This window comes from Streptomyces sp. NPDC001135, from assembly GCF_053598395.1.
The window spans coordinates 55,681-68,341 of the sequence record NZ_JBSFKD010000010.1; the positions used below are offsets into that span (position 1 = coordinate 55,681).

9 protein-coding genes are annotated in these 12,661 nt (G+C 68.8%); 1 reads left to right on the plus strand and 8 read right to left on the minus strand.

Annotated features, from left to right (window positions below):
* Window positions 1-23: 23 nt before the first annotated feature.
* The 3 genes from ACWC94_RS14900 to ACWC94_RS14910 form a co-directional block, all read right to left on the minus strand.
* The gene (locus tag ACWC94_RS14900) at window positions 24-1,727 is read right to left on the minus strand and encodes a proline--tRNA ligase (protein ID WP_450796945.1); all 1,704 of its coding nucleotides are present in this window, start codon (window positions 1,725-1,727) and stop codon (window positions 24-26) included.
* Window positions 1,728-1,825: 98 nt separating this feature from the next.
* Window positions 1,826-2,356, minus strand: a complete 531-nt coding sequence (locus ACWC94_RS14905) for a GNAT family N-acetyltransferase (RefSeq protein ID WP_450796946.1) — start codon at window positions 2,354-2,356, stop codon at window positions 1,826-1,828.
* Between the two features lie 29 nt (window positions 2,357-2,385).
* The gene (locus tag ACWC94_RS14910) at window positions 2,386-3,234 is read right to left on the minus strand and encodes a GNAT family N-acetyltransferase (RefSeq protein ID WP_450796947.1); all 849 of its coding nucleotides are present in this window, start codon (window positions 3,232-3,234) and stop codon (window positions 2,386-2,388) included.
* Between the two features lie 359 nt (window positions 3,235-3,593).
* On the opposite strand from ACWC94_RS14910, the gene ACWC94_RS14915 reads away from it, so the two are divergent.
* Window positions 3,594-6,086, plus strand: a complete 2,493-nt coding sequence (locus ACWC94_RS14915) for a phospholipase D-like domain-containing protein (RefSeq protein ID WP_450796948.1) — start codon at window positions 3,594-3,596, stop codon at window positions 6,084-6,086.
* A 131-nt stretch (window positions 6,087-6,217) separates the two neighbouring features.
* Here the strand turns inward: ACWC94_RS14915 and ACWC94_RS14920 are convergent, their stop codons facing one another.
* From ACWC94_RS14920 to ACWC94_RS14940, 5 genes are all read right to left on the minus strand, one after another.
* Entirely contained in the window at window positions 6,218-6,676 is a 459-nt protein-coding gene (locus ACWC94_RS14920; protein WP_450796949.1) for a CDI toxin immunity protein, read from the minus strand.
* A complete protein-coding gene (locus ACWC94_RS14925) occupies window positions 6,676-11,010 on the minus strand; it encodes a DUF6531 domain-containing protein (RefSeq protein WP_450796950.1) in 4,335 nt (1,444 codons plus the stop codon). Before ACWC94_RS14925 ends, ACWC94_RS14920 begins: the two co-directional genes overlap by 1 nt.
* Window positions 11,007-11,390: a WXG100 family type VII secretion target gene (locus tag ACWC94_RS14930; RefSeq protein WP_363217611.1), complete on the minus strand. Its 384-nt coding sequence runs from the start codon at window positions 11,388-11,390 to the stop codon at window positions 11,007-11,009. The genes ACWC94_RS14925 and ACWC94_RS14930 overlap by 4 nt, the downstream gene beginning before the upstream one ends.
* Window positions 11,391-11,494: 104 nt before the next feature.
* Window positions 11,495-11,692, minus strand: coding sequence for a DUF397 domain-containing protein (locus ACWC94_RS14935; RefSeq protein WP_450796951.1), 198 nt, complete (start codon window positions 11,690-11,692; stop codon window positions 11,495-11,497).
* On the minus strand, window positions 11,689-12,543 hold the full coding sequence (locus ACWC94_RS14940) for a helix-turn-helix domain-containing protein (RefSeq protein WP_450797078.1): 855 nt from the start codon (window positions 12,541-12,543) through the stop codon (window positions 11,689-11,691). Before ACWC94_RS14940 ends, ACWC94_RS14935 begins: the two co-directional genes overlap by 4 nt.
* Between the last annotated feature and the right edge of the window lie 118 nt (window positions 12,544-12,661).

Sequence of the window (12,661 nt, forward strand, 5' to 3'; positions counted from 1 at the left end):
CGGGCCGGCGGACAGGCTTCGGGTCAGGCCGTCAGGCGGGCGATCGCGTCCTCGACGGAGAGTTCCTCGCGCTCGCCGGTCTTGCGGTCCTTCAGTTCGAGGACGCCCTCGGCGGAGCGGCGGCCGGCGACCAGGATCCGGGGTACGCCGATCAGCTCCGCGTCGGTGAACTTCACGCCCGGGGAGACACCGGCCCGGTCGTCCACCAGGACGCGGACGCCCGCGGCGGCCAGCTTCTCGGCGACGTCGAGGGCCAGCTCGGTCTGCAGGGCCTTGCCGGCGGCGACGACGTGCACGTCGGCCGGGGCGACCTCCTCGGGCCACACCAGGCCCTTCTCGTCGGCGCTCTGCTCGGCGATCGCGGCGACCGCGCGGGAGACGCCGATGCCGTAGGAGCCCATGGTGACGCGGACCGGCTTGCCGTTCTGGCCGAGGACGTCGAGCTTGAGGGCGTCGGTGTACTTGCGGCCCAGCTGGAAGATGTGGCCGATCTCGATGGCGCGGTCCAGCTTCAGGCCGGTGCCGCACTTCGGGCAGGGGTCGCCCTCCTGCACCACGACGACGTCGACGTACGTGTCGACCTCGAAGTCACGGCCGGCGACGACGTTCTTCGCGTGCGTGTGCTCCTTGTTGGCGCCGGTGATCCAGGAGGTGCCGGGGGCCACGCGCGGGTCGGCGATGTACGTGACCTTCTCGCCCAGTCCCTGCGGGCCGACGTAGCCGCGGACCAGGTCGGGGCGGCCGGCGAAGTCCGCCTCGGTGACCATCTCGACGACGGCCGGGGCGAAGTGCGCCTCGACCTTGTCCAGGTCCACCTCGCGGTCGCCGGGCACGCCGACGGCGACGATCTCGCCGTCCACCTTGACCAGCAGGTTCTTCAGCGTGGCGGAGGCCGGGACGCCGAGGGAGGCGGCGAGGGTCTCGATGGTCGGGGTGTCGGGGGTGGGGATCTCCTCGAGCGCGGGCACGTCCGCCCCGTCCGCCGGCTTCAGGGCGTAGGTGATCGCCTCGGTGTTGGCGGCGAAGTCGCAGTTCGGGCAGTCCGCGAAGGTGTCCTCGCCGGCCTCGGCCGGGGCGAGGAACTCCTCGGACTTGGAGCCGCCCATGGCGCCGGCGGTGGCCGCGCAGATGCGGTAGTCGAGGCCGAGGCGCTCGAAGATGCGCTGGTAGGCCTGGCGGTGCAGGGCGTACGACTGGGCCAGGCCCTCGTCCTCCAGGTCGAAGGAGTAGGAGTCCTTCATCTGGAACTCACGGCCGCGCAGGATGCCGGCTCGGGGGCGGGCCTCGTCACGGAACTTGGTCTGGATCTGGTACAGGATCACCGGCAGGTCCTTGTAGGACGTGCACTGGTCCTTGACCAGGAGGGTGAAGATCTCCTCGTGGGTGGGGCCGAGGAGGTAGTCGCCGCCCTTGCGGTCCTTGAGCCGGAACAGCTCCTGGCCGTACTCGTCCCACCGGCCGGTCGCCTCGTAGGGCTCGCGCGGCAGCAGGGCGGGGAGCAGCACCTCCTGGGCGCCGATCGCGTCCATCTCCTCGCGGACGATCCGCTCCACGTTGGAGAAGACCTTCTTGCCGAGCGGCAGCCAGCTCCAGATACCGGCGGCGGTGCGGCGGACGTAGCCGGCGCGGACGAGGAGCTTGTGGCTGAGGACCTCGGCGTCCGCCGGGTCGTCGCGCAGCGTCTTCGCCATCAACTGGGACATGCGCTGGACCGGTGCGTTCGCCATGGTTCTCGTACTCCTGCCGGGAAAGGGTGATGGCATAGGAGGTTAGCCGGGCCTGCTGTGCCGGTGGAAATCGATATGCCCCGGCTTTGTCCGCGACTTTATCCGCGGCGCAGTGGCAGGGGGGCGCCCATCACCACGTACGGCCGCGGCGCGCTCGGGAAGTGGACCTGGCGGGCGAGGTCCACGTAGCCGAGGGAGTGGTAGAGGCCGCGGGCCGGGCTGTCGGTGTCGATCGCGGAGAGGATCGAGCGGGGTTCGGTGGCGGTGTCGGTGATCGTGGTGATCAGGCGGCGGCCGATGCCGCGGTTCTGGTGGCCGGGGTGGACGTGCAGCTCGGTGATCACGAAGGAGTCGTCCAGCCAGAAGTCGTTGCCGCCCGCGCGGAGGTAGGGCTCCACGACGGTGGACCACCAGTGGGTGCGGGAGTTCGGCATGCCGTACACGAACCCCACGAGGTGACCGCCCACCGTGGCCCCGAGGGCCCTCGCGCCCCGGTACTGCATGTGGCGCTGGACGATCTGACGGCGTACGGCGACCTCGTCGGGGCCGAGGCCGAAGGCGACGGCCTGGACGGCGAGGGCCTCGTCGACGTGGGCTACGAGGTCCAGGGGGCCGATCACGAGGTCCATGACGGGAGCGTACAGGTGGGTACAGGGGTTCAGAACAGCACGCTCATGAAGGCGCCGACCTCTCGGAAGCCCACTCTGCGGTACGTCCTTCTCGCCGCAGTGTTGAAGTCGTTCACGTACAGGCTGACGACCGGGGCCACGTCGGCGAGCGCGTACCGCAGCACGGCCGCCATGCCGGGGGCGGCGATCCCCCTCCCCCGGTACTCGGGAGCCACCCACACACCCTGGATCTGGCAGGCCTGGCTGGTCGCCGCGCCGATCTCCGCCTTGAAGACGACCCTGCCGTGCTCGTCGAGGCGTGCGAAGGCGCGGCCGGCACCGACGAGTTCGGCGACGCGGGCCTGGTACAGCAGCCCGCCGTCACCCGCCAGCGGCGATACGCCGACCTCTTCCGTGAACATCGCCACGCACGCCGGCATGATCGTCTCCATCTCGTCCTTGCGGACGCGGCGGACGTAGGGGTCCGGGGCGATGTCGGCGGGCATGCGGTCGGTGACCATCAGGGGCTGGTGGGCTCGGACCTCGCGGGCGGGGCCCCAGTGGGGCTCCAGCAGGCGCCACAGCGTGGCGGTCGGTTCGACGGGGCCGACGATGGAGGAGCAGCGCCGGCCGGACCGTCTCGCCCGGTCCGCGAAGGCGCGGACGGCGCGCGGGGTGGCGCAGACGGGGACCAGGTTGGCGCCGGCGTAGCACAGTGACGTGAGCATGCCGTCCTCGTACCAGCCCCACATCTCGCCCCCCAGGCGCCACGGGTCCAGCCCGGCGACCTGGACCCGGGCAGCCACGAAGGCGTTCGCCACCGGCTCGCGGTCGAGGACGGCGAGCGCGGCGTCGAGGTCACTCGGTTCGAGCACCCGAGAGGTGGTCTGGGTCAACACGTACGGGGCCTCACCCTGGGGTTCTGCTGGTCTCGGAACTGTACCCCGAGGGATTGCGGAACGCTTCCGGGTGAGAACGGCTGCGGCCCGGGCCGGTGCAGGTCCCGGCCGGCCGCGGGCATCCGGCCAGCGCGCCTTCGCCCGTCTCGGGCAAGGGTGGATCTTCCAAGCCCGGCCGGAGGATCGCCGCCGACCACCCCGTCGAGACCGCCTGGCGATCAGGATGCCACCCGAAGAGCAAGCCCCCAGCCCGAGCCTTCTTCCCCTTCCCGTGCGCTGACGCGTCGACAGTTGGTCAAGAACGTAAATAAGTTGACCATAAGATGGCGCCTCCCCAACTCGTTGAACTAAGGAAACAGATGGGCAGACAGATACGGCGCTTGGCGGCACTTCTCGCCCCTCTCGCCCTCGGTGCGGCAGTGCTCGCTCCGGCCACCGCTGAGGCGGAGACCGTCGTCTCCGGGAACTACACCGCGGTGTTCAACTACCCCACGCCCACGACGTACGACTCCTCGATCAACACCTCGGTCGGTGACCTGATCGATCTCGCGGCGCCCAACTCGACCCTGTACATGGGCATGTACTGGTTCAACAGCTCGGCCCTGCAGGCGAAGCTCTCCGCCGCCCAGAGCCGCGGCGTCACGCTGCGCATCATCTCCGAGTCGGCGAACCGGCCCAGCAGCAACCTGGACGGTCTGACGCTGACGGGCAACTCCAGCCTCACCTGGTGCTCACGCGGGTGCCTGGGCAACGGCTCGGGCGACACGAACGCGATCGACCACGACAAGTACATCGTGTTCGACGCGCTCACCGACGGACGCACGAACGTCGTCTGGCAGAGCTCACAGAACCTCGCGGGCGGCCAGGACGGCGAGATCAACAACGCGGTCGTCGTGTCCAACAACGCGGCCCTCGCCTCCCGGTACCGCGCGCACTTCAACGACCAGATCAGGCATGCCGGCGACAGCCTGCACACGACGTACGACTACACCACGGGCGACCCGAGCTCTCCCGTCGAGGCGTTCTTCTTCCCCCGCGACACCGCCTCGGACGCCACCCACTACGGCAACGCCGACATCCTCGCCTCGTTCATCGACAAGGTCGACTGCTCGATCGACGGAAAGATCAGGATCTCGGCGGCCGAGCTCGACCAGCGGTCCACCCGCCCGGCCGTCTACGACGCCCTGCAGGCCAAGCGGTCCCAGGGGTGCAGCGTCGACGCGAACATCCGCGATCTCAGCAACGGCGGCGGCAACAACGGCGTCAACGACCTGACCGCCCTCGACATCGCGGCCTACGGCAACCGCCCCGGCGGGTGCCGCTACAAGTCCTCGGCGACCGCCTCCTGCAACCACGGCACCACCCACTCCAAGTACCTGCTGACGGAGTGGACGAAAGCCGACGGCAGCAAGGTCCAGCATGTGTACACGGGCTCCCACAACTGGACCTCGGGCTCGCTGAAGACGAACGACGAGACGCTGCTGCGTATCGACGACCCGGCGGTCTACCAGGCTTACGTCGCCAACTTCACCAAGGTGCACTCGGGCGCCGTCGACATCGACGCCTCGAAGTACGGCTCGACGTCCCAGCACTACTCGCGGGTCAACGTGCAGGCCGACGGTGACCAGCACTACAGCGCCATCGCCTCCGGCGGCACCTCGTCCGTCTACACCGCGGTGGTGTACGAGCAGGGCGACCGGCACGACTCCTCGGACACCGAGCTGGGCACCGACGTGTACATCCGCATGTACAAGGACGGCGTCGCGCTGTGGAACGAGAAGCTGCTGAGCAACAGCGGCACCGCCGGCAACACGACCTGGTCGCACCAGAAGCCCGACGTCGGCGTGGACGACCAGGGCAACGCGATCGTCGCGTGGGCCAAGGACGACGACGGCAACAAGTTCGCCGACATCGCCGTGGTCAAGGTGGCCCCGGGCGGCACGGTGACCGCGCTGCCGCGCCCGCACGCCTCCGGCAGCGGGGACCAGCTGCGGCCGACGGTCGCGGTGGCCGGCGACGGCTCCTACACCGTCGCCTGGGAGAGCACGGCCGACGGCTCCACGCTCAACCAGATCTACGCGAGCAGTTGGTCCGGGACCGGTGCGCTGCGCTACCAGGACGTCCAGGTCAGCACGATCAACTCGGGTGCAGCCGGGTCGAACCGCCGCCCCGACGCGGCGATCGACGACGCCGGTAACACCGCGATCGTCTGGGAGGAGGACGCGGACGGCAACGGCGGCATCAACATCGGTCTCGCGAAGCTGAACGCCTCGGGCGGCTTCGCCGTGGCCCGCAAGGTGGCCAACTCCCTCGCCGACGGGCAGCAGACCGTTCCCGCGGTGGCGTCGGCCGGCGACGGCCGGTTCGTCGTGGCGTGGACGGACGAGTACACCACTGGCACCGGCACGCTGGTGCGGCCGCAGCGGATCTACGACCGCGTCTTCTCCGCGACCGGCAGCGCCGCGGCGGCCGAGCAGCGGACCACCGAGGACGCCACCAGCAGCGGCCCGTACGTCGACAGCGAGCGGCCGGTCTCCGACCAGGACACCGCCGATGTCGCGGTCGCCGACGACGGCAGCTTCGTGGTCGCGTGGAAGGAGGCCTTCGACGTGAACGTCGGCGGGACCCTGTACGCGGGCAAGGACGACGTGTGGGCCCGCGGCTTCAACGCCGACGGCACGACGACCGGCCGGCTCCCCGCCTACCGGATGAACGTGGTGACCGGCGGCGGCCAGGGCGGCCCGGCCGTGACCCTGGCTTCGACCGGCCGGCTCGCGCTGACGTACTCGGACGACTACGACGGCAACGGCTTCAACGAGATGCGGCTGCGGGACGCGTTCAGCAACTCCTGAGCGCACAAGGGCGGCACCCCTGGCATGGGGTGCCGCCCTTGGTACTGCGCTCGCCCGCGCATGGATTTCATGTGCACCACTTCAGCCCCAGTAGTACTCGGACCATGGTGCTGTCCACGGTCCACGTGGCGTCACTGCGGCACCTCGGCCATTGTCAGGAGCCCATCGTGGGTGTATTCGATCAAGATACGGTCGTCAACGGAAAACAGCCACACATCCGCACTTGTGTACAGGATCTCCTCGGCATGTCTTTTTGCCTCTTCTGCAGGCAGTGCAACAGTCGGGACTACGGCGTTGCCCCAGAAAATGACCAAGAGGGATTCCGGCGAGGTGGCGCGTGTCAGCCAGCCACCCATCACCTCAGCCGCCTCGCGTTCTCCAGAGGTGAACTCCTGGTCCAGGAAATCGACCGCCTCCCAGTCGATACCTTCCCAGGCGGAGTGAGGAAACCTGTTCAGGCTGCACGCCTCGAAAGTGTCGCTTTCCCCTTTCTCGAGGATCATCACATCCTGCCGCTCTTCGGGTTTCATCCCTCTCAGGAGATCATCGAGTCGCGCCCTGCCGCTGCCGTACGGGTGACGGTTACTCACTATGTATTCCTTTTCAGGATTCGCAGCATGTCCGCTTCTGTTCCGTCCCACCGTACTGCATAGCGAGCCTCGCCCTTTCCGATGGCCACATTGATGTGCGGCCCCTTGACGGGGTCATAGTCTATGCGGAATTGCTTCCATTCGCCGTTGACCCGCGTTTCAAATCCCACAACCTCGCCGTGAGCCGCAGAGTTCTCCAACCTGCTTATGTAGGGCTGCCTCGTATGAGGGTCGATTTCCCCCATGATGTCGAGAGCCTTGTTCCTTGCCTGCTCGAAACTGTCGAACGGTATGTTCCCGTCAGGATCCTTTCCGACGGTTATCTCCGGTGGGCGCTTCGGCTTCTTGTCGTACTCCGGAGCCAGGCCCAGCGGGTCACACCAAGTGTGTGGATTGTCGACGTACGCCGAGGGATTGGGCGCCGGTGCGAGGCCGAGGGGGTCGGGGGTGAGATACCGGGCGGCTTCGGGGTCGTAGTGGCGGAAGTAGTTGTAGTGGAGGCCGGTCTCGGGGTCGTAGTACTGGCCCGGGAAGCGCAGGGGTGTGTAGGTGGTGCTGTTGGCCGCCCATGCCGTCGCTCCCCAGAGGGTGCTGCGGGTGCGCCAGGCGATGTCGCCGTGTTCGTCTATGAGTTCGTTCGGGGTGCCGACGAGGTCGGTGACTATGGCGAAGAAGCGGGAGTCGATCTCGTCCTGGGGTGCCTCGGCCGCGGTGATGCGTTCCGTCTGGGCCAAGGGGCGCAGGCCCTGGTGGTCCCAGGTGAGGGTGACCGGGTTGGGGAGGGCCGAAGAGGTGGTCGTCTGCTCGCAGAGAGTGGTGCCGTCCCAGGTGAAGTCCACCCTCTCCAGGACCGTTTCGCCGTCCTCGGCCAGGCGGAGTTTCGCGGTGCGGCGGCCCAGGGGGTCGTAGGTGTAGCGCCAGCGGGTGCCGTCCGGCGTGGTCGCCGAGGTGAGGCGGTCTTCGGTGTCCCATTCGTAGTGCCAGGTGTCCGGCTTGCGGGACAGGCGGGTCTTCTGGCGGAGGGTGATGCGGCCCAGTGCGTCGTGTTCGTAGCGGACGTGGCCGGCTCGGGTGATGCGGGTGCCCGTGTAGGTGCGGGGGCCGGTTGCCTCCGCGCCCGGGTGGTTCGTCGGCCAGGTGGCTTCTGTCTGGTTGCCCGCCTGGTCGTAGGCGTAGCGTTCCGTCCAGCCCGCCGCGTGGACCGCCGTCACCCGGCCCGTCGCGTCCAGGTCGAAGCGGCGGGTGCCGGAGAGGTGGTCTTCCACGGCGGTCGGATTGCCGTCGGCGCGGTAGGTGTACGCCCGGCTCTGCAGCGTGCGGCCCTGCGCGCCGGTCACCGACTGGGTGGTCAGGCGGCCCAGGGGGTCGAAGGTGTGCTCCAGGGTGATCGTTTCGGCTATGTGGCGGGTCAGTTCGCGGCCCGCCTCGTCGTAGGCGAAGTCGATCGTGCGGCCGTTGGTGGTCAGCCGGGTGCGGTTGCCCGCCGCGTCGTACGACCACGTGGAGACGGCACCTGTGGGTGTCGTGCGGCCGGTGCGGCGGCCCAGGGAGTCGTAGGTGTACGTCAGCGTGCGGCCGTCGACCGTTTCCGAGTGCAGGCGGCCGTAGCGGTCGCGCAGCAGTGTCAGGGTCGTGCCGTCCGGGCCGGTGGCCTGGGCGAGGTTGTCGGTGAAGTCGTAGGCGTACGTGGTGACGGCGCCTGCGGCGTTCTTGGTGGTGATCCGCCCCAGCGCGTCACGCTCGAAGGACGTCACCTCGCCGAGGGCGTTCCGGCATGAGGTCAGGTGGCCCGCCGGGTCGTGCTCGTACGTCAGCGTGCGGTCGTCGAAGTCCGTCTCCGACAGCAGGCGGCCTGCGGGGTCGTAGGCGTACTCCCACGTCAGGCCCTGCGGGTTCGTGACCTTCGTCAGGTGCAGTTCGCTGTCGTGGGCGAACTCGTAGCGGACGCCGTCCGGGCCCGTGCGGGCCGACAGGAGGTCGAAGTGGGTGTATTCGAAGTGGGTGACGCCACCCAGGGGATCGGTGTGGCTGGTGCAGTTGCCCTCGCCGTCGTACGTCCAGCTCTCCGTCGTGCCGTCGGGAGCCGTGCGGCGCGCCAGGTGGCCTTCCACCGTCCATTCCAGGTGGGTCGTCGCGCCGGTCGGGTCCGTGATCGCGACCGGGCGGCCGAAGGCGTCCCGGGTGTAGCGGGTGACCGCGCCCAGGGGGTCGGTGACCTCGACGGGGAGGCCCGCGCGGTTGCAGATCACCCGCGTCGTGTTGCCCAGCGGGTCCGTCACCGACGTCAGGTGACCGGCCTCCGAGTAGGTGAAGCGGCTGGCCTGTGACGCGGGGTCCGTCACCGATGTGCGGTTGCCCCGTTCGTCGTAGGTACGGCGGTGGGTGTTGCCGTCCGTGCCGGTCACCTTCACCGGCAGGCCCAGGTCGTTGTACTCCGCTCTCGCCTCACGGCCGTCCGGGCGGACGACCGAGACGAGGTTGCCCTCGTCGTCGTAGCGGAACGTCGTCGTGTGGCCCAGGGGGTCGGTGTGCGACAGCAGGCGGTTGTAGCGGTCGCGGGTGAAGCGGGTGGCCGCGCCCAGGGGGTCGATCTCGGTGACGACCTGGCTGTTGGCGTTGATGAGGTAGCGGCGGGTGTGGCCCTCGCCCGTCACCGTGGTGGTGACGCGGTGGCCGGTCGCCGGGTCCGTGTCGTCGTACGACAGGCGCAGGGCCATGTGGCCGTGTGAGCCGCTCTCGGCGATGCAGCGGTCCCGGTCGTCGTACTCGTAGGTGTAACTGCGGTCGTTCGTGTCCGTCCAGGACACCACCCGGCCGCGGTCGTCGTAGCCGAAGCGCAACGGGAGACCCGAGGAATTGAAGACCTCCGTCAGGTGGCCCTCGGCGGAGTAGCCGTAGCGCTTGATCTCCACATCGGTGCCGTCCGGGGCCGCGCCCGCCAGGTGCAGGGCCGTGATCCGGTCGCCCGCTGTCGTGATCTTCAGGCGGTAGCCGGCGGAGGAGGCGATCGCGAGCGGGGTGCCCTCGGTGTCGTACTCGAAGGTCAGCCAGTTGCCGTTGCGGTCGTCTATCTGTTCCAGGACCGCCCGGTCTTCCGTCTGGTCGGCAAAGTGCCAGACTCGGCCGGAACTGGGGTCGGTGATCGTGTAGCCCTCGTCGACCCGGGCCAGCGGCCAGCGGCTGCTGCCGTGGGCGGGAAGCGACGGGGCGCCGGGCTCGGGGTGGGGGTAGGTCAGGAGGCGGCCGTCCTCCGTGACGAAGATGACTCCCTCGGCGTCGATGGCCAGGTGCTGGTCGACGGTGGAGGACCAGGACGGGCCGAACCAGTGGCCCAGGCGGTAGCCGGACTCCACGCGGCGGGTGAAGGTCAGGGGCAGGGTTCCGGGGAGTGCGACATCCGTCTGCGGCAGGTACATCTTGCCGGTGACCAGGTCGACCGGGTCGGTGTTGTCGTCCTGGACCTTGTTCTTCGGGTTCTCCGCCACGCCCTCCGGGTCCTCGCCCGCGGCCCGGCGGGCGTCACCTGCCGCGGCCCGCTCACCCGCGCTCAGGTCGGAGCCGAGGCCGTCGAGTTCGCTGGGCAGGGCGCGCGCGCCGGGGATGGAGATGCCGTCGAAGAGGGCGCGGAAGCCGCCCGCCTCGCCCGCCGCCTTGGCGAGGGCTCCCCCGCCGCCGAACATGCCGCCGAACACCATGCCGGTCGTCGCCGCGTCGCTCGCCTCGTCCAGGCTGAAGCCCTTGCTCTCGCCGGTGGCGATGGCGACCGGCTGGGTGACGGCCAGGTCGACGGCGACCGACTCGACACCGCCGAACGCGGCCGTGGCCAGGGTGGTGCCCGCGATCGTGGCGACCTCGGTGGAGACCTCGATGCCCAGGGTCCCCGCGAGTTCCACGATGCTCGCCGTGGCCGCCGCTGCCGCGCCTTCGGAGATACCGGCCGTGAAGATGGCGAGCGCGGTGCCCGCGACGATGGTCGCGCCGACGATCTCCAGCTCGTGTTCCAGCTTCTTGACCGCCTTGTGCACGACGTCGGCGTACTTGTCGAGCGCCTTGGCCATGCCCCGGGCGGCGTCGGCCATGTCCTTGAGCCAGCCGTGGCCGTTGTAGTAGTAGCGGCGCCAGTACGGGTCGTCGAAGGCGGAGATCGCCTCGCCCTTGTTGTTGTCGATGATGCCGCGGGCCGACTTGTTCGCCGCGGACAGTACGTCTTCGATGTCGTCGGCGAACTGCCGCCAGGCCTTCGCCGCGTCCCGCAGTCCGTCCTCGTCAGCCGCCGGCCACCACATGCCGGTGAGGTCCTGGACGATCTGCTTCGCCTTGTCGGCCGCGCTCACTTCGGCTGGCCCCCGCCCTCGCCGTGGCCGTCGTGCTTCACCTGGATCCGGCTGAACATCGAGCGGACGAGCTGCTCGTTGTCGATGTGGCCGTCCGCCATGTCGGTCATCGCCTGCTCGATGCTGGCGAGTCCCTGAGCGAGGATGGTCGCGGCCTTCTCGATCTTCGTGACGTTCGGTCCGTAGACCTTGTGGAACTCCTTGCCCTGCTTGTCGTCGCCCCACGGTGAACCGGCCGCCGCGAGCGCCGTCTTGAGCTTGGTGAGCGCCTTGGTGAGATCAGTGCTGTGCGTGTGGAAATGCGGAGCCGTCTGCTTCAGATCCGCCATCTTGATGTCGAGTATCTTGCCGTCGCCGCCGCTGCCGCCCTGGTCACCCATGGTGCCGCGCCCCTCCCCGTCAGTCTGCTCACCAGCCCGAAGACCCTAGTGGGCATGACGAGTTCGCAATCGGGAGCGGCACCAAAGGGACGGTAAAGTTCCGTTCAGGATTGCGTAAGCCCGAGGAACGCCTGCCAGGCGGCGGGGGGCAGCGTGAGGGTGGGGGCGGTGGTGGGATCCTGCTTGGAGTCGCGTACGTGGATGGTGGTGGGGCTGGTGGCGACCTCTACGCATTCGCCGCCCTCGCCGTCGCTGTAGCTGCTCTTGAACCACACGAACCTGGTCGGCTCTTCGACATTCATGTCTCTCCCAGCAACTTCTCTACGAGGGCCAGTGATTCGCGCGGGGACAGGGCCTGGGCCCGTAGGAGACCGTACCGCTCCTCCAGTTCCCTGACCGTCGAACGATCGATGAAGAGACGGCTGCTCTTGTACGCCTCCACATACGCGATCCTGCGCCCTTTCGTCGTCTCGATCAAGGTGAATCGTCCGGAGAGGGCCGCATGCTCCCCGCAGCCGTCCGGCATTACCTGGATCTCCACGTTGGACCGCTGACCGATGAGCAGGATCTGCTCCAACTGGCCCCGCACGACACCCCGTCCGCCCAGCCCCTTGCGCAGAACCGCCTCCTCCATCACGAAACTGATGGTGGGCATCGGTTTCCGTCCGAAGATCTCCTGACGGGCCAACCTGGCTGCCACGCGCTGCTCGATCGTCGCCTCGTCCAGCGGAGGTCGCCGAACGGTGAAGACCGCCCGCGCGTAGTCCTCCGTCTGAAGCAGACCTGGCACGGTCTGAACGGCGAAGAAGTGCAGCGCGACAGCCTTCTTCTCCAGCACCGCCGCGTCCTGGAAGAACGCCGGATACTGCGCCCTCTCCATCTCCTCGATGAACTCGACCAGCACCCCGTGCGCGTCCAGCGCCTCGTCGGCCTGCATGATGAACCTCGCCGAAGGGATGCGCCTGCCCTGCTCGAACGACGCGATGGTCGCCCCCGAGTAGCCAGTGATGCGGCCGAGTTCGGCCCGTTCCATGCCCCCCTGGGTCCGCAGCCGCTTCAACAGCCGCCCGAAGATGAGCGGTACGCCCGAGCCGGGCTCGGACTCCCCCTCCGCCTCCGGTACTTCTTGCTCTGCCTGCACTTCGTCGCTCACATACACCCCCAATGCCCTCGCGCCACCGCCGGTCACGGCGCGCCCGCGTACAGCCGCACCTCCCGCTCGTACAACGCCTGCTGGTCAAGGTGCTGCCGCTGTTCAACGTTACTGAGCG

What these genes read in the sequence shown, in the direction of transcription:
- ACWC94_RS14900 (WP_450796945.1), bottom strand. Translation starts at nt 1,727, where the DNA reads ATGGCGAACGCACCGGTCCAGCGCATGTCCCAGTTGATGGCGAAGACG.
- ACWC94_RS14935 (WP_450796951.1), bottom strand. Translation starts at nt 11,692, where the DNA reads ATGAATGTCGAAGAGCCGACCAGGTTCGTGTGGTTCAAGAGCAGCTAC.
- ACWC94_RS14915 (WP_450796948.1), top strand. Translation starts at nt 3,594, where the DNA reads ATGGGCAGACAGATACGGCGCTTGGCGGCACTTCTCGCCCCTCTCGCC.
- ACWC94_RS14905 (WP_450796946.1), bottom strand. Translation starts at nt 2,356, where the DNA reads ATGGACCTCGTGATCGGCCCCCTGGACCTCGTAGCCCACGTCGACGAG.
- ACWC94_RS14930 (WP_363217611.1), bottom strand. Translation starts at nt 11,390, where the DNA reads ATGGGTGACCAGGGCGGCAGCGGCGGCGACGGCAAGATACTCGACATC.